Source organism: Streptomyces sp. MBT53, from assembly GCF_016654115.1.
GTDB lineage: Bacteria > Actinomycetota > Actinomycetes > Streptomycetales > Streptomycetaceae > Streptomyces.
The window spans coordinates 189,018-208,959 of record NZ_JAEQAZ010000001.1 but is presented as its reverse complement, the minus strand read 5'-3'; the positions used below and the strand labels follow the sequence as shown (position 1 = coordinate 208,959).

The following is a 19,942-nucleotide window of genomic DNA, read 5'->3' as shown; positions in this document are numbered from 1 at the left end:
AACACCCCGCACGCCTGGGGGCGCGTGCGGGGTGCCGGACAAAACAGGTGGAGCGGATCAGCTGGTCGTGACGGCGGTGTCGTCGATCACGAAGCTGGTCTGGAGCGAGGAGTCCTCGACCCCGCTGAACTTCAGCGCGACCGTGGTCCCCGCGAAGGCCGACAGACTGAAGGACTTCGCCACATATCCGGTGGCCGCGTTGAGGTTCGAGTACGTGGCCAGGGTGGTCGATCCGGCGGTGACCGTCAGCTTGTCGTACGCCGTGCTGGTCGTGGTCTCGGCCGTGTCGATGTGGATATAGAACGTGAACGTCGTCCCCGTGCAGCCGCTCGGGATCGTCACCGACTGGGACAGCGTGTCGGTGTGGGTCGAGCCGTAGCCGTCGAGCCAGGCCTTGTACGAACCGGTGCGGGCCGCCTCGCTGCTGGAGCTGGTGATGACCCCGCTGGTCGCGGTCCAGGTCGTGTTGCCCGACTCGAAGCCCGCGTTGCCCAGCAACTGCGTCGAGGTGCAACTGCCGCCCCCGCCACTGGAACTGACGGTCCAGGTGAAGGACGCGGTACCGGTCGCCCCGGTGCTGTCGGTGACGGTCACGGTGGTGCTGTACGTGCCCGCGGTCGTCGGGGTGCCGGTGATGGCGCCCGTGGAGCTGCTGATCGACAGGCCGGTCGGCAGTCCGGTCGCCGCGTAGGTGAGCGACCCGCTGTTGGTGCTGCTGGCCGCGACCTGGAGGCTCACCGCCGTGCCGACGGTGGAGGACTGGCTGCCCGGGTTGGTGACCGTGACACCACTGGTCGGCACGGTGATGTGGCTGCCGACGTTGATGCCGGCGAAGGCGTTGCCGACTCCCGCGTACTGCGCGGAACTTGTGCCGTACAGCGCCCCGGCGGCGCTGAGCGCCGCGGTGCGGGCCCCGGCGTAGTTGGTCGTGGACGTCATGTACGTCGTCAGCGCCTTGTACCAGATCTGCAGGGCGGCGTCCCGGCCGATACCGGCGACGGCCACGCCGTCGGACGTGGTGCTGGTGTAGGTGGTGCCGTTGATGACCTTGGTGCCGCTGCCCTCGGAGAGCAGGTAGAACATGTGGTTCGCCGGGCCCGAGGAGTAGTGGACGTCGAGGTTGCCGACGCCCGAGTACCAACTGTCCGCCGAGCTGCCGTCCTTGCTCGGCTTGTCCATGTAACGCAGCGGCGTGCCGTCGCCGTTGATGTCGATCTTCTCGCCGATGAGGTAGTCGCCGACGTCGGTGGAGTTGTTGGCGTAGAACTCCACGCCCGTGCCGAAGATGTCGGAGGTCGCCTCGTTCAACCCGCCCGATTCACCGGTGTAGTTGAGCCCGGCGGTGTTGGAGGTGACACCGTGGCTCATCTCGTGGCCCGCCACGTCCAGCGAGGTCAGCGCGTGGGTGCTGCTGGTGCCGTCGCCGTAGGTCATGCAGAAGCAGTCGTCGTCCCAGAAGGCGTTGACGTACGCCGTGCTGTAGTGGACGCGCGAGTAGGCGGCGACGCCGTCGTTCTTGATGCCGCTGCGGCCGAAGGTGTTCTTGTAGAAGTCCCAGGTCTCCTGGGCGCCGTAGGCCGCGTCGGCGCCCGCGGTCTGCGTGTTGGAGCCGGATCCGGTGCCCCACACGTCGTCGGAGTCGGTCATCAGCGTGCCGGTGCCCGACGTGCCGTTGTTGAGGCTGTACGTCTTGTGACCGCCGCGCGTGGTGTCGTACAGCTGGTACGTCGAACCGGACAGCGTGGTGCTCAGCGAGACCGTGCCGCTGTACTGGGTGTTGCCGGTGCCGGTCTCGATGCCCTGGAAGCGGGAGAGTTCCTTGCCGGTGGTGGCGTCGGTGATGACGTGCAGCTTGCTGGGGGTGCCGTCGTCCTGGAAGCCGCCGATCACCGTCTCCCAGGCGAGCTTCGGAGTGCCGTCGCCGGCCCAGATGACCTTCCGGGCGCTGTCGGTGCTCGGCGCCTTGGCGTCGAGGGCCTTCGCGGTGGTGAGCGCCTTGGTCTCGGCCGCCGACTTGGCGACGGACGCGGTGGTGGAGGGCACCGTGAGGGTGTGCTTGTTGTTGAAGGTCGCGCTCACCGTGCCGGTCGCCTGCGCGGCGGGCGGGGTGTGCACGACGAGGTCGCCGCCGAGGACGGGCAGACCGGCGTAGGTGCGCTCGTAGCGCGTGTGCACCGTGCCGTCGTTGTCCTTGACGACGTCCTTGACGACCAGCTTCTCCTTGGCGCCGAGGCCGAGGGTGCGGGCGGTCTTCGTGCTGTTCGCGGAGGCGCTCTTCACCAGGGCCGTGCGCTGTGCCGGGGTGAGCTTCGCCTCCAGGCTGCCGGTGCGCAGCGGGCTGGGGTGGGGGGACGCGGGCTTCGCGCTCGCCGGAACCGACTGGATGCCGACGGCGAGGAGCGCGGCGGTGGAGATCAGGGCTCCAACCGCGGTCCGCTTGCGGGGGATGCGTCTCACTCGTACTCCTCCTGCGACGGCCGCGGGCGCGGCCGGTGACAGACCGGACAGCCGGGTCTGCTGTCCGGGAGAGCTGAGCTGTGCGGGGCCGACCGAACTTTGACCGATCCATGGAGGATCCGTGGGGTAACTGCGTGGAGGATGACAGCGTTGACCCGTCCATGTCACGCAGGGTCGGGGCACTCAAGGGTTTTCCCTCTGTCCCCGGGCTCAACCGACGTCGGGGACCGGCCACTTGCGGTTCGCGAAGGTGACGCGAGGACCGCGCCGGGTACGGTCCGATCATGCCGCGTCTGGTGGATGTCCCCGGGTACGCACGTTTCTGGACCGCCTCCGCGGTCTCGGCGTTCGGCTCCCAGGTGTCGGGGCTCGCCCTGCAGATCCTCACCGCCGTCACGCTGAGCGCGTCGGCCACCGAGGTGGGCCTGGTCAACGCGGCCCGCTGGGCGCCCTACCTCCTCTTCGGCCTCGTGGCCGGGGTCCTGGTGGACCGGTGCCGACGCAAGCCGGTGATGGTGGCCATGGATCTCGGCCGGGCCGCGCTGCTCGGCGCGATTCCGCTGCTGTACGCGCTGGACCGGCTCGACATCGCCACCCTGTGCGCGTGCGTCTTCGCCTTCGGGGTGCTCTGTCTGTTCTTCGACGCGGCCAACCACTCCTACGTGCCGCGGCTGGTCCCCCGAGAACTCCTCAACGCGGGGTACGCCCGGGTGGGACAGGCCGACGCGGTGGCCGGATCGACCGGGCCGCTCATCGCCGGCGTACTGATCAAGCTGCTGGGCGCACCGGTCGCCGTGCTCGTGGACGCGGCCAGCTATCTGGCCTCCGGTCTGCTGCTCACCTCGGTGCGCGCCCATGATCCGGTGCCCGACCGGGGCGCGCGGCGCAGTCTCCTCCGCGAACTGCGGGAGGGGGTCGACTGGGTCTACCGCCATCGGACCCTGGCGTCCATCGCGCTGACCTCGCACCTGATGCTCCTCTTCAACACCGTGGTCAGTACCGTCTTCGTCGTCTTCGCGCTGCGTGACCTGCGGATCGGGGACTTCGGTCTGGGCGTGACGTACGCCTGCGCGGGGCTCGGCGGAGTGCTCGGCGGCGCGTTCTCGGGACGGGCGGCGAAGAGGTTCGACGTCGGTGCCACGCTGATCGCGGGCCGGCTCGTCGCCGCCGTCGGCTGGCTGCCGCTGGTCCTCGCGCACCGCGGGCCGTGGGCACTGGTCTCCGTGTCGGCGGCCTTCTTCGTGGTGTCCGCGGCGATCTCGCTGGAAAGCCCGGTGGAGATGAGCTACCGCCAGGCGGTCACGCCCGACCGGCTGCGGGGCCGGATGAACGCCACGATCCGCTCGTTCAACTGGGGAATGGTGGCGATCGGGGCCCCCTTGGGCGGGCTCCTCGCCGACCACGTCGGCTACCGCTTCGCCCTGTCCGTAGGCCTGACCGGAGCGGTCCTCCAGGCACTCGCGCTCGCTGTGTCCCGCACCCGCGATGCCCGCGCCACCGACGATCACGAACCGCTCGTGCCCGCGTGAGGCCGGGGCGGCGGGCCCCGCTCGGCACCGAAATGCGGCTTCGGTGAACGCGGGGGATGCTGAGAGGGCCAACGCACGTCCGAAGGAGGACAGCCATGTCGTTCATGGACAAGGTCAAGGGAATGCTCGGCCAGAACCCCGACAAGGCCAAGCAGGCCGTGGACAAGGCGGGCGACATGGTCGACGAGCGCACCGGCGGCAAGCACGCCAAGCAGGTCGACATGGCGCAGGACAAGGCCAAGGACTTCATCGACCGTGAGAAGCCCCAACAGCCCTGAACGCCTGACCGCATCTGTCCGCGTATCGCCCTCGATGCGCCTCAAGTGGTCTCTGAAAGTGGAGACTTCGTCAAGTACAGATGTGAAAGCGGCGCGCACCCCGGCCCCGATTCGTACATACTCCCCCCACAGGAAGCCAGGACTCTGGGGGGAGTTGGCTCATGCAAGGCACGATCGACGGGTTCCGCTACGGTGCGGTGACTCCGGTGGCGGCCTATCTGATGGCCTGCCTGGGAGGTGCTCTGGGACTGCGCTGCGTGGTGCGGTCCCTGCACAACGAACATTCCTGGAAGGCGGGTTGGCTCGCGCTGGGCGCGACATCCATCGGCACCGGCATCTGGACGATGCACTTCATCGCGATGCTCGGCTTCCAGGTCGAGGAGACCCGCATCGGCTACGACGTCGGCCTCACGGTGCTGAGTCTGGCCGTGGCGATCGTCATGGTGGCCGTCGGGGTGTTCATCGTGGGATATCGCGGCGCCACCACCGGCACGCTCGCCGCGGCGGGTGTGATCACCGGCCTCGGGGTCGCCGCGATGCACTATCTGGGCATGTCGGCCCTGCAGTTGAACGGCAGCATCGAGTACCGGACCAGCACGGTCGCGCTCTCCATCGCGATCGCGATCGTCGCCGCGACGGCGGCCCTCTGGGCAGCCGTCTCCATCCGGGGCTTCCTGGCGAGTCTGGGCGCCAGCCTGGTGATGGGCGTGGCCGTGTCCGGGATGCACTACACGGCGATGGCCGCCGTGAGCGTCCATCTGCACAGCACCGGTGGGGCATGGACGGGCGACTCGGCCACCTCGCTGCTGCTGCCCATGCTGCTGGGACCGATCATCTTCCTGCTGCTGGCCGGGGTCGTCGTGATGTTCGACCCGCTGCTGGTGATGGGAGAGGGCAACTGGGACCGTTCCTTCGCCCGGCACCCCATCGCCCCGAAGACCGCTGACAAGCGAGCGGCTGCGGCCCTCACCGCACGGGACTCCGCTCCCCGGGCCGTGGTGACCGACGGCGGTCGCCACGGCCCGAGTTCGACCACCGGCCGCCGCAGAGCCCGTTAGCGGCGCCTCAGTTGGGCGCGCCCGGCGGCACCCGGGGCAGTGGATCGAGCCGTACCGCGCCGGGGTCGGCGAGGTAGTCGCGGATCAACTCCCCTGCCTCACGGGCCTGTTCGTCGCCCTGGCAGCGCAGCTCCGTCGCGAGCCGCCGCACGGCACCGCGCAACGACATCCGCACCGGAGTATGCAGCGCGGTGTCGTCGAGCAGCGTCAGCAGATGGTTCAGGAGGGTCCAGTCCGCCGTGTGCTGCACGGCGGCCCCGCCGGGCAGCTCGCCGAGTACCGGGTCGCTACGGAGCCAGGTCGCGGCGAGGAGCGCGTCCACGATGTCGACGACACCGGGTACGGCAGGGTCGGCCGCGTGCTGCCAGGCAACCCGGTTGAGCCGGGCCGGGTCCAGCAACTGCTGGGTCACCAGGGCGGTCGCGGCCCGTACGGCCTCGAAGGGGTCGAAGATCCGTCCGGCGCCCGTGTCGAGGTACTGCTCCGTCCGGCCGTAGCGGATCGCGGGCGGGGTGAGGGTGTCCAACACCGTGTGCGGCAGGGCGAGTTGTTCGGCGCGCAGGAGCTCGGCGAGTCGGGTCAGCGCCGTGTGCTGAGTGGCCGCGTCGACGGCTTCCGCGCCCCGGCCTGCCTCGCCGGCGAGGCCGTACGCGTAGCGCACTCCGCCCACCAGCCGGGCCACGGCCGCCACTTCATGCCGGTGCAGGAGGTGCAACAGCGCGGCGCGTTCCTCCAGTTCACCGGTCTGCCGGTCGGGCGGCAGCACTCCGCGGGAGAATCCGTCCAGGGCGATACGGCGGACCCGCAGCATCGTCTCCAGCGCCCGCAGGGCGTCCGCTCCGCCGACCCAGGGCACGGCGTCGGCGTGCGCGGCGTGCGGACCCTGGGCGTCCTCGTCGGAGACGTAGGTGAGACCGGCCTCGGCGGCTTCGCGGCGGAGTACGGCGAGCGCGGTGTCCTCGTCGCCGTCATCCTCGCCGAACCGCGCGTAGGCGTGCGCGACCAAGTAGTGGTCCCACGGCCCGAGTTCGGTGCCGTAGGCGGCGGAGAGGTCGAGTTCGCCCTCCTCGGTGACGCGGATGCGGGCGTGCGGGTAGTCCATGACGGACGGTTCGGGGTGGCCCGTACCGGCGAAGTTGTGCATGAAACCGAGCGCGTGGCCGATCTCGTGCGCGGCCAGCTGGCGCAGCCGGGCGAGCACCAACTCCTCGACGGCGGCGAGCCGTTCGGCCTCGTCCGGGCGGCCGTAAGGGGCGAGCAGGGCCTCGCCGAGCGCGCGGACCTGCTCGACGCGCTGGGAACCGAGCCGTACCCGGGCGTGCAGGATCTCGCCGGTGCGCGGGTCGGTGAGCCCCTGTCCGAGGGACCAGCCGCGGCCGGCCCGGTGCACCCAGACGACGCCGTTGACGTCGGGGTCGTAGGGGTCGAAGTCGGCGCCACCGGCCTCGACCCGGTAGGCGTCCGGGAGGCCGATCCGGGCGAAGGCCCGCTGCCACCAGTTGCCGCCCTCGACGACCGCCGAGCGGAAGGGTTCCGGGACGGCCGGGTCGACCTGGAAGACGATCGGGTCGCCGCCGGGCTCCGCGCGGAAGCGGGGCTGGAACCTGACCTGGGTGCCCACCCGGCCGACGAGGCCGTGGTCGGCGTAGCCGATGCCGTAGCCGCCCGAGGCGGGGTGGTAGCGGCGGACGGGCAGCGGGGTGGCGGGCAGCCGCATCAGGTTGAGCTGCTGGACGACGGTGATCGCGCGCGGGTCGGCGGCCACGGCCTGGACCGACCGGCCGCGGCCGGGACCCCGGAAGGTGAGGAGTGCGGGCAGCCGGACGGCGCGCGGCCCGGTGCGGCTGTCGGCGACGAGCGGGAGGCTCGCGGACTCGTCGATGGTGTAGTCGCCCTGCTCGTGTGCGTGCAGATGCTCGGCGACCCGGTCGTGGTCGGCGACGACCAGGCCGGTCGCGTCGACGACCACCGCCCCGTTCTCCTCCCGCAGCACGGGCCCGCTCCACACCACGGACAGCGCGAACGACTCGTCCCCGGCACGTACGGCGGCCTCGTCGCCGGAGGTGAGGAAGTGCTTGTTGCGGACGGCGAACAGGACCCGGTCGCCGATCCGGCGGAACTCCGCGAGCCGCGCCTTGCCCGCCCTGCCCCGGTCCAGCCACAGGTCGCTGGAGCCGAGGCCCTGGGAGAGGGAGACGGTGACCAGGAAGGGTTCGTCGAAGTGGCGGATGCCCAACAGCAGCCGGTCCGACCGGAGTTCGGGGTCGGGGAGCAGATCGATGAAGTCGGCTTCGCCGGACATGCGGGGGCCTTTCGGTCGAGCGTCGTCGAGTTGATGTTGCCAGGCCCCCGCCTCTCGCCCCGCCATGGCTCGTTGTTACGGTTCGCCGGTGTCTGAATCTTCACGCGATACCGCCGAAGGCGCCGGTTGGGGATCCACGGAACGCGGCGCGTACCAGCAACTCATGCCGACCCACGTCCAGAAGGTCTCGTGGCTGAATCCGAAGACCCTGTGGGCGGCGCGCAACGGTGTGCTGGCCTCCTGGTTCGGGGACCCGACCGGCGACACCCGCAGCCGCTGGGTCGCGCAGCGCACGGCCGCTGGCGCCCCCGCCGACAAGGTGATCCGGCGCGACGACGCGGACACCTTCTCCTTCATGGTGATCGGTGACACGGGCGAGGGCGACGATCCCCAATACGCCGTCGTGCCAGGGTTTCTGAAGGTCGGTCAGGGGACGGACTTCGCGGTCATCACCAGCGACGTGATCTATCCCGTCGGCACCGCGGACGACTACGGCAGCAAGTTCTTCCGCCCGTACCAGGACTATCCGGCGCCCATCTACGCGATACCCGGCAACCACGACTGGTACGAAGGCCTCGGCGGCTTCATGCGCGTCTTCTGCGACGACGCGCCCGCGCTGCCCGCACCCGCGTCGAAGCCGCGCCCCCTGACCCGGGCCTGGTGGCGCTCGCTGCTGTGGCACCACCCCCGCCCGGCCGACGGCGAACACCTGGACAAGGAACGGGAGTTGCGTTCCTCCCCGCTCCAACAGGCCGTCCAGCCGGGCCCGTACTGGGCGATCGACGCGGGACCGGTGCGGATCATCGGTATCGACACCGGCCTGTTGGGCACGATCGACGCCGAACAGGGCGCCTGGCTGCGGGAGGTGGCGAAGGGGCCGACGCCGAAGATCCTCGTCACGGGCTCGCCGCTGTACGTGGACGGCAAGTACGACCCCTGTGCCATCGACGGCGGCGGCACGGTCGACGACATCGTCCGCGATCCGGACCACCACTTCGTGGCGGCGATCGGCGGCGACATCCACAACTACCAGCGCTATCCGGTGCGGTTGGACGACGGGCGCACGCTTCAGTACGTGGTCTCGGGCGGCGGCGGCGCGTTCATGCACGCGACCCACACCGTCCCGCGCGTCGACATCGCGGGCGTCACCGAGCGGGACTTCCGCTGCTATCCGCTGCGCGGCGACTCCCTGGCCTTCTACAGCAGGCTGTACGGGCGCCGACTGCACCTGAGCCGCTTCTTCACCCTCACCGAGGCCGAGGCGTCGGCCGTGATCTGCGAGCGCCTCGGGATCCCGCCGACCCGCACCCCGGGCCCGCCGGTCCGCATCACCCGCCGCATCCGGCTGGTCGCCAGTCTGCTGGGCGCGGGCGGCCGCCCGGACCGCACCTCCCGATTCCGGCTCCCGGTGCGCAAGATCTACACGCAGCTCTTCTCGCCCAGCTCGGTGACGTACAGCCCGCCGTTCTTCAAGTGCTTCCTGCGGCTGGACGTCACTCCGGAGGCGGTCCGGCTGCGCTGCTTCGCGGCCACGGGCAACCGTGCCCAGGAGATCGACCCTCCCGTCGAGGACGAAATCACCATCCCGCTGCGCTGATCACACGCCCGCAACGTTCACCTGCCACAATCGGGACAGAACAGAACTGACGTACGACCGCCGGAGGAGCCCGTGCCGCCCACCTCACGCCCGCTGCGGAAGCTGGGCTTCCTCACGATCGGTCTCTTCGACGAGGCCGATCCGCGCCGGGGCCACGAGTCGACGCTGGAGATCATCGAACTCGGCGAGCGCCTCGGCTTCGACAGCGCCTGGCTGCGCCACCGCCATCTCCAGTACGGCATCTCCTCCCCCGTCGCGATCATGGCGGCGGCCTCGCAGCGCACCAGCCGTATCGAACTCGGCACCGCGGTGATCCCGCTGGGCTGGGAGAACCCGCTGCGGCTCGCGGAGGACCTGGCCACCGTCGACATCCTCTCCGGGGGCAGGATCAACCCGGGCGTCAGCGTCGGCCCGCCGATGCACTACGACCAGGTCAAGGAAGCGCTGTACCCCGACACGGCCGACGCCGAGGACTTCAGCTACGAGCGGGTGCGGCGGCTCGTGGACTTCGTGCGCGGCAAGCCGGCCACCGACTTCAGCGGCGTCGAGGGCTTCGAGGTGTTCTCCGACCGGGTGCAACCGCACTCTCCCGGTCTGGGCCGTCGTCTCTGGTACGGCGGGGGCAGCGCGAGTTCGGCGAAGTGGGCCGGCGAGCACGGCATGAACTTCCTGACGAGCAGTGTCGTCAAGGCCGAAGGGCCGGACGAGTCAAGGGACTTCGCGGAGATCCAGCTCTCCCACGTCCGTACGTTCCGCGCCCACCACCCGGACGGGGAGGCCGCTCGCGTCTCCCAGGGGCTGGTCGTGATCCCCACCGACTCCGCGTCGCCCGAACAGCGGGCGAAGTACGAGGAGTTCGCCCGCAGGCGCACTCCCCGTACGACGTCACCGCAGGGCCCGGCCCGGCTGATGTTCGCGCCGGACATCGTCGGCACCTCGGAGGAGATCGCCGAACTCCTGGGCGCGCACGCCGCGTTCAGGGAGATCGACGAGGTGGCGTTCGCGCTGCCGTTCACCTTCGAGCACGAGGACTACGTGCAGATCCTCACGGACATGGCGACAAAGCTGGGACCGGCACTCGGCTGGCAGCCCACCGCCTGACCCCGGTCTCACCAGCGGCCGGGCTCGGTGCCCACGATCGGCTCCGACGGCTTCCCGTCGACGCCCACCGGTATGTCGCCGGTGAGCATCACCCGGTGCATGGTCCGGGGGAAGCCGAGGTGGGCGTTGTCGCTGGGGGCGAGGTGGATGGTGGCCCGGTTGTCCCAGAAGGCCACGCTGCCCGGCTCCCAGCGGAAGCGGACGGTGTACTCGGGCCGGGTCGCCTGCGCGAGCAGCAGTTCCAAAATCGCGGCGCTCTCCGCGCGGGAGATGTCGGTGATCTGCTCCAGGTAGTAGCCGTTGACGAACAGCACCCGCTCCCCCGTCTCGGGATGCACCCGCACCAGCGGATGCACCGAGGCGACCTGGTGGTCCAGCAGATGACGGACGTACGCGTCGTCGCCGGGCCGCGGCTGGTAGCCGACGCCGAGCCGGTGCTCGGCACGCAGTCCGTCCACGAACTCCCGTACCGGCTGCGACAGTCCGGCGTAGGCGGCGGCCAGGTTCGACCAGGTGGTGTCACCGCCGTACGGCGGGACGGTCTCCGCGCGCAGGATCGTCGCGGCCGGCGGGTCGATGCGGGCGCCGTGGTCGCAGTGCCAGCCGCGCAGCAGGGTGTGCCGGCGGCGCTCCAGCCACTCCTCGTGCTCCATGCCGAACCGGCCGCCCAACTCCAGCCGGTCGGCGGTGGTTTCGACCTCGGGGAAGCCGGCCGGTGAGGCGCTGCCGCGCCGCCCGAGCACGACTGGTTCGCCGAAGCGGCACGCGAACGCCACATGCTCCGCGTGATCGAGTCGTTGGTCCCGGAAGAACACGACCTTCCAGCGCAGCACCGCCGCCCGGATCGCGGCCACCACGGCGTCGTCGAGTTCCCCGGCCAGATCGACACCGGTGATCTCGGCCCCGATGTGCCCGGCGGCCGGCTTCACCTCCATGCCGTCCACCCGCACCGCGTCGTCCGTCGTACCGCTGTCCTTCGTCATGCGCGCTCCGTCGTCGTACCTGCTCGGTCGGTCGTGCCCACCGGCTCGTACCCAGGTCGTACCGGGTTCAAGAAGATCGTGACAGCGATCACCGCACGAGGCGACAGGGCTCCCGGACGCCCATACTGGCTGTACCGCACAGTCAAGGGAAGGTCGACCGTGATCAGCATCCCGACGCACACGCTCAACGACGGAACGCAGCTCCCCGCCATCGGCCTGGGCACCTGGCCGATGGACGACGCGACGGCCGAGGAGGCCGTCGACGGCGCGTTGCGCATGGGCTATCGCCTGGTGGACACGGCGACGAACTACCGCAACGAGACCGGCGTCGGCCGGGGCGTCGCCCGCAGCGGTGTGCCGCGCGAGGAGATCGTCGTGACGACGAAGCTGCCCGGCCGCCACCACGGCTACGACGAGACCCTCGCGTCCTTCGAGGAGTCCCGGGCGCGGCTGGGCGTCGAGTACGTGGACCTGTATCTGATCCACTGGCCGCTGCCCCGCGTCGGCAAGTACGTCGATTCGTGGAAGGCGATGATCAAGCTCCGCGAGGAGGGTCTCGTCCGGTCGATCGGTGTCTCCAACTTCACGCCCGGGCACATCGAGCGGCTGGAGAAGGAGACCGGCGTACTGCCCTCGGTCAACCAGATCGAGCTGCATCCGCTGTTCCCGCAGGACGAACTGCGTGCCTTCGGTGCCGAGAAGGGCGTTCTCACCGAGAGCTGGAGCCCTCTCGGGCGCGGTTCCGCGCTGCTCGACGACCCGACCGTCGTGACGGTCGCGGAGGCCTTCGGTGTCACCCCGGGACAGGTGGTGCTGCGCTGGCACACCCAGCTCGGGGCCGTCCCGATCCCCAAGTCGGCCGACCCGGACCGGCAGCGCGCCAATCTCGACATCTTCGGGTTCGAACTCGGCCCGGCCCAGCTCGCCGCCCTCTCCGACCACGCCCCGCAGCGACTGGGCGGGGACCCGGAAACGCACGAGGAATTCTGAGAATCCGGGGGTGGAAGTTGCGTGTTCCCACCCCCAACTCGCCTTCCCTGCCTCTATGTTCACGGCGGAGGCTCACGATCTCACCGGAAGGCCCTCGTATGCGCAACGCGTTCCGTACCGCCGTGACCGGAGCGGTGGCCACCGCCGCCCTGCTGGCCGGCGGCACCGTCGCCCAGGCGACCCCCGCCGGGCCCGGCGTCACCGCCAAGCTGATCAGCCAGACCACGATCGGCGACACCGACTACACGGTGCGCGAGATCACCATCCCGCCCGGCCAGGCCACCGGCTGGCACTACCACGACGGCCCCCTGTACGGAATCGTCAAGGAGGGCACGCTCAGCCACTTCGACTCCAGCTGTGCCTCCGACGGCGTCTACCGCAAGGGCAGCACCATCCAGGAGCCGGCCGGGGCGGGCAACGTGCACATCGGCCGCAACCTGGGGAAGACCCCGCTCGTCCTGGACGTGCTGTACGTCCTGCCGCACGGATCGCCGTTCTCCGAGGACGCGCCGAACCCCGGCTGCCCCTTCGAATAGGCCCCCCGTCAGTCCGGCGGCAGCGGCTGCTCCGCCCAGATCGTCTTGCCGCTGCCGGTCTGTCTGCTGCCCCAGCGCTGGGTGAGCTGGGCGACGAGAAGAAGTCCGCGTCCGCCCTCGTCGTAGGCGTGGGCGCGGCGCAGATGCGGTGAGGTCGAACTGCCGTCGGAGACCTCGCAGATGAGGGCGCGGTCGCGGATCAGGCGGAGTTGGATGGGCGGTTGGCCGTAGCGGATGGCGTTGGTGACCAGTTCGCTGACGACGAGTTCGGTGACGAAGGCCTCCTCCTCCAGTCCCCAGGCGGCGAGTTGGTCGGTGGCGGCCTGCCGGGCCCCGGCCACGCGCTCGGGGTCGGGTTCGATGTCCCAGGTGGCGACGCGGTCGCCGCCCAGCGCGCGGGTGCGTGCCAGCAACAGGGCCACGTCGTCGCTCGGTTCCTCCGGCATCACGGCCTTCAGCACCGAGTCGCACAGCGCGTCCAGGGATTCGGCGGAGGCGGTGAGCGCGCGGCACAGTTCGGCGGTGGCGTGGTCGACGTCGCGGTCCCGGTCCTCGATCAGCCCGTCCGTGTACAGGGCGACGACGGCACCCTCGGGCAGCTCCAACTCGACGGCCTCGAAAGGGAGTCCGCCGACTCCGAGCGGTGGTCCGGCCGTCATGGAGACGAGGCTCGCGGTCCCGTCGGGCAGGACGAGGGCGGGCGGCGGATGTCCGGCGGCGGCCATGGTGAGGCGGCGTGAGACGGGGTCGTAGACGGCGTAGAGGCAGGTCGCGCCGAGTTCCGCGACCTCGTCGCCGGTGTCGTCGGTCGCGAGGTGGGTGACCAAGTCGTCGAGGTGGGTGAGAAGTTCGTCGGGCGGGAGGTCCACGTCGGCGAGCGTGCGGACGGCCGTGCAGAGGCGGCCCATGGTCGCCGAGGAGGCGATGCCGTGTCCGACGACGTCACCGACGACGAGGGCAACTCGGCTGCCGGACAGCGGGATCACGTCGAACCAGTCGCCGCCGATGCCCGCGAGCGAACCGGAGGGCCGGTAGCGGTGTGCCACCTCGACCGCGGCCTGTCCGGGCAGGCCTCTGGGCAGCAGGGTGTGCTGCAGGGCCAGCGCCGTGCTGCGTTCGCGGGCGAAGCGGCGGGCGTTGTCGATGCAGACGGCGGCCCGGCTGGCCAACTCCTCGGCGAGTACGGCGTCGTCCTCCGCGTAGTCGTCCGGGTGCGCCATACGGACGCCCACCGCGACGCCGAGGGTGGTGCCGCGCGCCCGCAGCGGCACCGCGATCATCGAGTGGACGCCCTTGCGGTACGAAGCCGCGGCGGGGCTGCGCGCGTTGCGCTCCGCCACCCAGCGGACGAAGTCGGGTTCGCCCGCCTGGCTGAGGACGGCCCGGTCCGACCTCAGCGCACGCGCGGGCGGCGAGTACGGCGGGTAGACGTCCGCCTCGGACAGGTGCAGCGCCGCCTCGGGCGTGCCCTCGATGGCGGACCCATGGGCGACTCGGCGCAGGATGACCTCGCCCCCCAGGTCGGTCGGCGGTTCGTCCGCGCCGAGCACCCAGTCCCGCAGGTCGACGCTGGCGAAGTCGGCGTAGCGGGGCACCAGCAGCTCCACCAGTTCCTCGGCGGTGCGCACCACGTCGAGGGTGGTGCCGATGCAGGTCGCCGCCTCGTTCAGCAGGGCCAGCCGCTGTCGGGCGAGGTACTGCTCGGTGCTGTCGAAGGCCGCGAGGGCGACCGCCGTCAGCTCGCCGGAGGGATCCCTGAGCGGCCACATCTCGATGCTCCAGGCGTGCTCCCGGTTCAGGGCGGGGGCGCCCGCCCAGCTGTCGTAGCGGACCGGTCTGCCCGTCTCGACGACCTGGCGCAGGTTGTGGAGGAAGCTCCGGCTGTGTTCGGCGTCCTCGACGGTCTCCGGGAAGAACCGGCCGATCAGGACGTCCTCCGGGACTCCCATCACACGGCAGGCGACGTCGTTGACGCGGAGATAGCGCTGCCCGGTGTCGAAGACGGACAGGGACATCGACGCCTGCTCGAAGGCCTGCTCGGCGAGGGTGGGGCCGGGTTCGGGCGGGGGTTCGGCGGTGAGGACGTATCCGTCCGGTGCGCCGTCCGCGCCGAGCAGCGCGCAGGCCCGCACGGTGAGCGGGAGCGGGGAGCCGTCCCGGTGTCGTAGGACCACCGGGCCGGCCAGTGCGGCCACGGACGTGGCGGCGGGGGGTTCGGCGAGCAGTGCCGCCACCGACCGGCCCACGGCCTCCTCGGCCGGGTATCCCGTCAGCGTCCGGGCACCCTCGCTCCACCCCGTCACGATGCCCCGGGCATCGATGACCGCCGCGGCGGAGGCCTGCTCCATATCGTCCAGGATGGTCCCTGTACCGCATCGCATCAACCGCGCTACGGCATTTGCGGCCCCCGTGTCACTTCCGGTGGGCGCGCAGTGCGGCGAGGGCGCGGTCGGCGTGGGTGTTCATACGGAGTTCGCTGGCGACGACCTCCAGGATGGTGCGGTCCTCGCCGATGACGAAGGTGGCCCGCTTGGTGGGCGCGAGCGAGAACCCGCGCTTCACGCCGAACCGCTCCCGGATCGTCCCGTCGACGTCCGAGAGGAGGGGCATGCCGAGGGCGTTCTTCCCGGCGAACTCCTGCTGCTTGTCGACCGTGTCGCCGCTGATGCCGACGGGCCGGGCGCCGACGGCCGCGAACTCGGCGGCCAGATCACGGAAGTGGCAGGCCTCGGCGGTGCAGCCGGCGGACAGCGCCGCCGGGTAGAAGAAGAGCACCACGGGCCCCTCGGCGAGCAGTTCCATGAGGCTGCGTTCCGCGCCGGTCTCGTCCGGCAGCGTGAAGTCCTCGACCTTGTCACCGACGTTCAGGCGATCACTCACGATTGTCCCTCCCCATTGTTTTTGGCGACACTACGGGCCCACAGCACGAGGGGTATCTGCAGGGGCAGTCGTCCGAGGGCCGCCGCCTTCTGCGGGGCCGGGCGGTCCCGCCAGTCGATCGCCATCTGCACATTGGCGGGGAACACGCCCACGAAGAACGCCGCCGCGGCCAGCGCGGCCGTACGCCGGGTGCGCGGCACGGCGATCCCGGCGGCGAGCGCCAGTTCGACGGCACCGCTCGCGTAGGTCCAGGTCCGGGGCGATCCCGGCAGGGCGCGCGGGATCGTCGCGTCGAACTGTTTCGGCGAGGCGAAGTGGGCGACCCCCGCGGTCGCCAGCAGTCCGGCGAGCAGCAGCGACGAGCGTTCGGACCGTGGCACGGTTCCTCCTCTGATGGCCTGCCGCGCGATATTACTCGACGGTAGGCCCTTATCGGTCCCCTACAGTTTCGGTCTGACCTTTGATATGTTTCGCAGCCGGAACCGGAGAAGGGTCCGTGCATGGACTTCGAACTGACCGAGGACCAGGAAACGATCCGCAAGTCCGTCGCCGGACTGCTGCGCGACTTCGACGACCAGTACTGGATGGAGAAGGACCAGGCGCACGAGTTCCCGACGGAGTTCTACGAGACCGTCGCGGGCGGCGGCTGGCTCGGGATCACGATCCCGGAGGAGTACGGCGGCCACGGCCTAGGCATCACCGAGGCGAGCCTGCTGCTCGAGGAGGTGGCGCGGGCGGGCGGCGGCATGAACGCGGCCAGCGCCATCCATCTCTCCATCTTCGGCATGCATCCCGTGGTGGTGCACGGCTCCCAGGAACTGAAGCGCCGGACCCTCCCGCGCATCGCCAACGGCGATCTGCACGTCTGTTTCGGCGTCACCGAACCGGGCGCGGGACTCGACACCGCGAGCATCACGACGTACGCGCGACGGGACGGCGACCACTACGTCGCGAACGGCCGCAAGGTGTGGATCTCCAAGGCGATGGAGTCGGAGAAGATCCTTCTCCTGACCCGCACCAGCAGGGCCGACGAGGTCGCCAAGAAGACGGACGGGATGACCCTGTTCCTGACGGACATCGACCGCGACCGGATCGACATCCGCCCCATCCCGAAGATGGGCCGCAACGCCGTCACCTCGAACGAACTCTTCATCGACGACCTGCGCATCCCCGTCGAGGACCGCGTCGGCGAGGAGGGCCAGGGCTTCCGCTATCTCCTCGACGGCCTCAACCCGGAGCGCATGCTGATCGCGGCAGAGGCCCTGGGCATCGGCCGGGCCTCGCTCGACAAGGCGGTGCGGTACGCCAAGGAGCGGGTCGTCTTCGGCCGCCCGATCGGCATGAACCAGGGCATCCAGTTCCCCCTCGCGGACTCCCTGGCCCGCCTCGACGCGGCCGAACTCGTGCTGCGCAAGGCGACCTGGCTGTACGACAACGGGAAGCCCTGCGGGCGGGAGGCGAACACCGCCAAGTACCTGTGCGCGGACGCCGGGTTCACGGCCGCCGACCGGGCCCTGCAGACCCACGGGGGCATGGGCTACTCCGAGGAGTACGGCGTGTCCCGCTACTTCCGCGAGGCCCGCCTCATGCGCATCGCACCGATCAGTCAGGAAATGATCCTGAACTACCTGGGATCGCACACGCTGGGACTCCCGAGGAGCTACTGAATGACCGAGAGCACAGGGCTGTTCGACCTCACGGGCCGGTCGGCACTGGTCACCGGCGCCGGGGGCGGCATCGGTTCCGCCGTCGCCGAGGCACTGGCGCGCGCGGGCGCCGCGGTGCTGGTGACCGACGTCGACGAGTCGGCCGCGGCGGCCGTCGCCGGAAAGATCAACGCGGCGGGCCTAACGGCGGACAGCGCCGCCCTCGACGTACGGGACCGGTCCGCCGCCGATACGGCCGTGGCACGCGCGGCGGCGCTCGCCGACGGGACGCTGCACATCCTGGTCAACAACGCCGGGGTCATCGCCCCGGCCATGTTCGACAAGCTGGAGGAGGAGGCGTTCCGCCTGGTCCTCGACATCCACGTCATGGGCACCTTCCACTGCGCGCAGGCCGCGCTGCCGTTCCTCCCGGACGACGGGAAGGGGCGGATCATCAACGTCACCTCGTCGGCGGGTCTGGTCGGCACGCTGGGCCAGGTCAACTACTCGGCCGCCAAGGCCGGGATCGTCGGACTGACCAAGTCCCTGGCCCGCGAACTGGCGCGCCGGCGCGTGCTGGTGAACGCGCTCGCCCCGCTCGCGGCCACGCCCATGACGCAGACCATCCGGACCGACGAGAAGTTCGCGGCCCAGATGCTCGCCCGGATTCCGCTGGGCAGGTGGGCGGAACCGGCGGAGATCGCGGGCAGTTTCGTGTTCCTCGCCTCGGACGCGGCCTCCTTCATCACCGGCCAGGTGCTGCCGGTGGACGGCGGCATGGTGATGTGACGGCCGGTCCCGTGATGTGACAGGGGGCGCGCGTGCTGTGTTGAATGGTTCAGCCAAAGAGGCCGAAGAGCGCGGCCTGCGACGAGAGGCCCGAACCTGTGCAGAGCGCCGAGCACCCTTCCCGCACCGCCCGGGGGCGCGCCGCGGCCGGTGAGCCCCGGCCGCGCTTCGACACGCTCACCGTTCCCAAGGCCTCGGACGTGCTGGCGGCGGAGGTGCGCGAGCGGATCCTCTCCGGGGAGTTCACGGAGGGCATGGCGCTGCCGCCGGAACGGCAACTGGTCGAACAGACGGGACTGAGCCGGGCCACGGTGCGCGAGGCATTGCGCGTCCTGGAGGTCGAACGGCTCCTGGAGATCCGGCCGGGGCGCGGGGGCGGCGCCTTCGTGCACCGGCCGGGGCGTGAATCGCTCGCGAACACCGTGCGGTTGGTGATCCGGGGTCAGCGGATCCGCCTTGAGGACCTGCACGAGACCCGGGAGGCGATCGAGCCGGCCTGCGCGGCGCTGGCGGCCAGGCGCCGGACGGACGCCGACCTCGCGGAACTGGACGACGCGCACGCGGAGTTGGTGGCGGCGGGGGACGACATCCAGCGGTTCCTGCGCGCCAACATCCACTGGCACAACGCCGTGGCGAGGGCCGGTGAGAACGAGCTCCTCATCGGGTTCATGAGCGCTCTCTCGCAGTCGATCCACGCGGCCACCGACATCGAGCAGTTCATGGACGCGGACATCCGCAAGCTCACGGCCCGCGCGCACGCCCGGATCACCGAGGCGATCAGGGACGGCGACAGCGAGGCGGCGATGCGCCGTATGACCCGCCACGTGTGCGGCTTCGCCCGGGCCGCCGCCGAGGTGGACCGCCGGGACGGCGTGGAGCTGACCGATCCCGAGAACTGATGCCGAGAACCGATCCCACCGGAGATGAGAATGTGATTCTCTTCTTCGTGCAACACCATTGACAGTTTCGGTCTGACCTTTAATACCATCGCGGTATGAGCAAGGTGAGTTCCGTGCTGACCGTGGCCGCCGACGGAGACGTCCGCATCGTCACCCTGAACCGCCCCGACCGGCTGAACGGCGTGTCCGAGGAGCTGCACCGACGACTGTCGGAGGTGTGGCGCGAACTGGCGGACGACCCGAAGGCCCGGGCCGTCGTCCTCACGGGCGCGGGACGGGCGTTCAGCGCGGGCGGCGACTTCGACCATCTCCTACGGCACCACACCGACCCGGAGTTGCGGGAGCGGTCCATCCGGATCGACCGCACCATCCAGACCGAGATGATCCGCTTCCCGCTGCCGGTGATCGCCGCCGTCAACGGCCCCGCGGTGGGCCTGGGTTGCAGCCTCGCCCTGGCCTGCGATCTCGTACTGATCGCCGAGGACGCCTACTTCGCGGACCCGCATGTGTCGGTCGGCCTGGTGGCGGGCGACGGCGGAGTCACCCTGTGGCCGCTGCTCACCAGCCTGCTGCGGGTGAAGGAGTACCTCTTCACCGGGGACCGCATCCCGGCGGCCAAGGCGGTCGAGTTCGGCCTCGCCAACCGCACGGTCCCGCCCGACGACCTCATGAGCGAGGCGCTCGCCCTGGCCCACCGGCTCGCGGCCCAGCCCGCCGAGGCCCTCCGCGCCACCAAGCTGGCCCTCGCCGCCGTCGTCGAGCAGGTCTCGCGCGGCGGAATGGAGGCGGCTCTGATGGCCGAGCGGGCCACGATGACCAACCCCGACCACATCCGCATCATCACCGACCTCGCGGCCCGCGCCGAACGGCGCGCGAACCCCCCTGAGGAGCGCTGAG

The 19,942-nt window shown here is 70.6% G+C and carries 17 protein-coding genes; 11 read left to right on the top strand and 6 right to left on the bottom strand.

Annotated elements, in window-relative coordinates; translation table 11 throughout:
• Positions 1-57: 57 nt before the first annotated feature.
• Positions 58-2,457 (bottom strand): M4 family metallopeptidase, encoded by a 2,400-nt coding sequence (locus tag JHN45_RS00990; RefSeq protein ID WP_200711260.1) that lies wholly within the window; start codon positions 2,455-2,457, stop codon positions 58-60.
• Between the two features lie 284 nt (positions 2,458-2,741).
• Here JHN45_RS00990 and JHN45_RS00985 point away from each other — a divergent pair, with 284 nt between their 5' ends.
• The 3 genes from JHN45_RS00985 (at position 2,742) to JHN45_RS00975 (ending at position 5,322) form a co-directional block, all read left to right on the top strand.
• Complete coding sequence (locus tag JHN45_RS00985; RefSeq protein ID WP_201047593.1) at positions 2,742-3,986, top strand: MFS transporter; 1,245 nt, start codon at positions 2,742-2,744, stop codon at positions 3,984-3,986.
• Between the two features lie 95 nt (positions 3,987-4,081).
• Entirely contained in the window at positions 4,082-4,264 is a 183-nt protein-coding gene (locus JHN45_RS00980) for an antitoxin (RefSeq protein WP_200711258.1), read from the top strand.
• Positions 4,265-4,425: 161 nt separating this feature from the next.
• On the top strand, positions 4,426-5,322 hold the full coding sequence (locus JHN45_RS00975; RefSeq protein WP_200711257.1) for an MHYT domain-containing protein: 897 nt from the start codon (positions 4,426-4,428) through the stop codon (positions 5,320-5,322).
• Between the two features lie 7 nt (positions 5,323-5,329).
• Here JHN45_RS00975 and JHN45_RS00970 read toward each other — a convergent pair whose 3' ends face one another.
• Positions 5,330-7,624 (bottom strand): zinc-dependent metalloprotease, encoded by a 2,295-nt coding sequence (locus tag JHN45_RS00970; RefSeq protein WP_201047592.1) that lies wholly within the window; start codon positions 7,622-7,624, stop codon positions 5,330-5,332.
• 88 nt (positions 7,625-7,712) lie between these two features.
• Between JHN45_RS00970 and JHN45_RS00965 the strand changes: the two genes are divergently transcribed.
• On the top strand, positions 7,713-9,221 hold the full coding sequence (locus JHN45_RS00965; RefSeq protein ID WP_201047591.1) for a metallophosphoesterase: 1,509 nt from the start codon (positions 7,713-7,715) through the stop codon (positions 9,219-9,221).
• 72 nt (positions 9,222-9,293) lie between these two features.
• The gene (locus tag JHN45_RS00960; protein ID WP_201047590.1) at positions 9,294-10,322 is read left to right on the top strand and encodes an LLM class flavin-dependent oxidoreductase; all 1,029 of its coding nucleotides are present in this window, start codon (positions 9,294-9,296) and stop codon (positions 10,320-10,322) included.
• Between the two features lie 8 nt (positions 10,323-10,330).
• Here JHN45_RS00960 and JHN45_RS00955 read toward each other — a convergent pair whose 3' ends face one another.
• Positions 10,331-11,305 carry a TauD/TfdA family dioxygenase gene (locus tag JHN45_RS00955; protein WP_201047589.1) on the bottom strand — a complete coding sequence of 325 codons (975 nt, stop codon included), beginning with the start codon at positions 11,303-11,305 and terminating at the stop codon, positions 10,331-10,333.
• A gap of 159 nt (positions 11,306-11,464) precedes the next feature.
• Here JHN45_RS00955 and JHN45_RS00950 point away from each other — a divergent pair, with 159 nt between their 5' ends.
• Together JHN45_RS00950 and JHN45_RS00945 are read left to right on the top strand one after the other, a co-directional pair.
• The gene (locus JHN45_RS00950) at positions 11,465-12,295 is read left to right on the top strand and encodes an aldo/keto reductase (RefSeq protein ID WP_201047588.1); all 831 of its coding nucleotides are present in this window, start codon (positions 11,465-11,467) and stop codon (positions 12,293-12,295) included.
• Between the two features lie 98 nt (positions 12,296-12,393).
• A complete protein-coding gene (locus JHN45_RS00945; protein WP_201047587.1) occupies positions 12,394-12,831 on the top strand; it encodes a cupin domain-containing protein in 438 nt (145 codons plus the stop codon).
• A gap of 8 nt (positions 12,832-12,839) precedes the next feature.
• Here the strand turns inward: JHN45_RS00945 and JHN45_RS00940 are convergent, their stop codons facing one another.
• From JHN45_RS00940 to JHN45_RS00930, 3 genes are all read right to left on the bottom strand, one after another.
• Complete coding sequence (locus JHN45_RS00940) at positions 12,840-15,179, bottom strand: SpoIIE family protein phosphatase (RefSeq protein WP_201047586.1); 2,340 nt, start codon at positions 15,177-15,179, stop codon at positions 12,840-12,842.
• A 64-nt stretch (positions 15,180-15,243) separates the two neighbouring features.
• Entirely contained in the window at positions 15,244-15,711 is a 468-nt protein-coding gene (locus JHN45_RS00935) for a peroxiredoxin (protein ID WP_307783014.1), read from the bottom strand.
• Positions 15,708-16,091 carry a DoxX family protein gene (locus JHN45_RS00930; RefSeq protein ID WP_200711250.1) on the bottom strand — a complete coding sequence of 128 codons (384 nt, stop codon included), beginning with the start codon at positions 16,089-16,091 and terminating at the stop codon, positions 15,708-15,710. The genes JHN45_RS00935 and JHN45_RS00930 overlap by 4 nt, the downstream gene beginning before the upstream one ends.
• A gap of 120 nt (positions 16,092-16,211) precedes the next feature.
• On the opposite strand from JHN45_RS00930, the gene JHN45_RS00925 reads away from it, so the two are divergent.
• The 4 genes from JHN45_RS00925 to JHN45_RS00910 all read left to right on the top strand — a co-directional run bounded on the left by JHN45_RS00925 (position 16,212) and on the right by JHN45_RS00910 (position 19,941).
• Complete coding sequence (locus tag JHN45_RS00925; protein WP_201047585.1) at positions 16,212-17,378, top strand: acyl-CoA dehydrogenase family protein; 1,167 nt, start codon at positions 16,212-16,214, stop codon at positions 17,376-17,378.
• A complete protein-coding gene (locus JHN45_RS00920) occupies positions 17,379-18,146 on the top strand; it encodes an SDR family NAD(P)-dependent oxidoreductase (protein WP_201047584.1) in 768 nt (255 codons plus the stop codon).
• A gap of 98 nt (positions 18,147-18,244) precedes the next feature.
• Complete coding sequence (locus JHN45_RS00915) at positions 18,245-19,045, top strand: FadR/GntR family transcriptional regulator (protein WP_201047604.1); 801 nt, start codon at positions 18,245-18,247, stop codon at positions 19,043-19,045.
• A 95-nt stretch (positions 19,046-19,140) separates the two neighbouring features.
• Positions 19,141-19,941 (top strand): enoyl-CoA hydratase/isomerase family protein, encoded by an 801-nt coding sequence (locus JHN45_RS00910; RefSeq protein ID WP_200711246.1) that lies wholly within the window; start codon positions 19,141-19,143, stop codon positions 19,939-19,941.
• The last annotated feature ends 1 nt before the right edge of the window (position 19,942 follow it).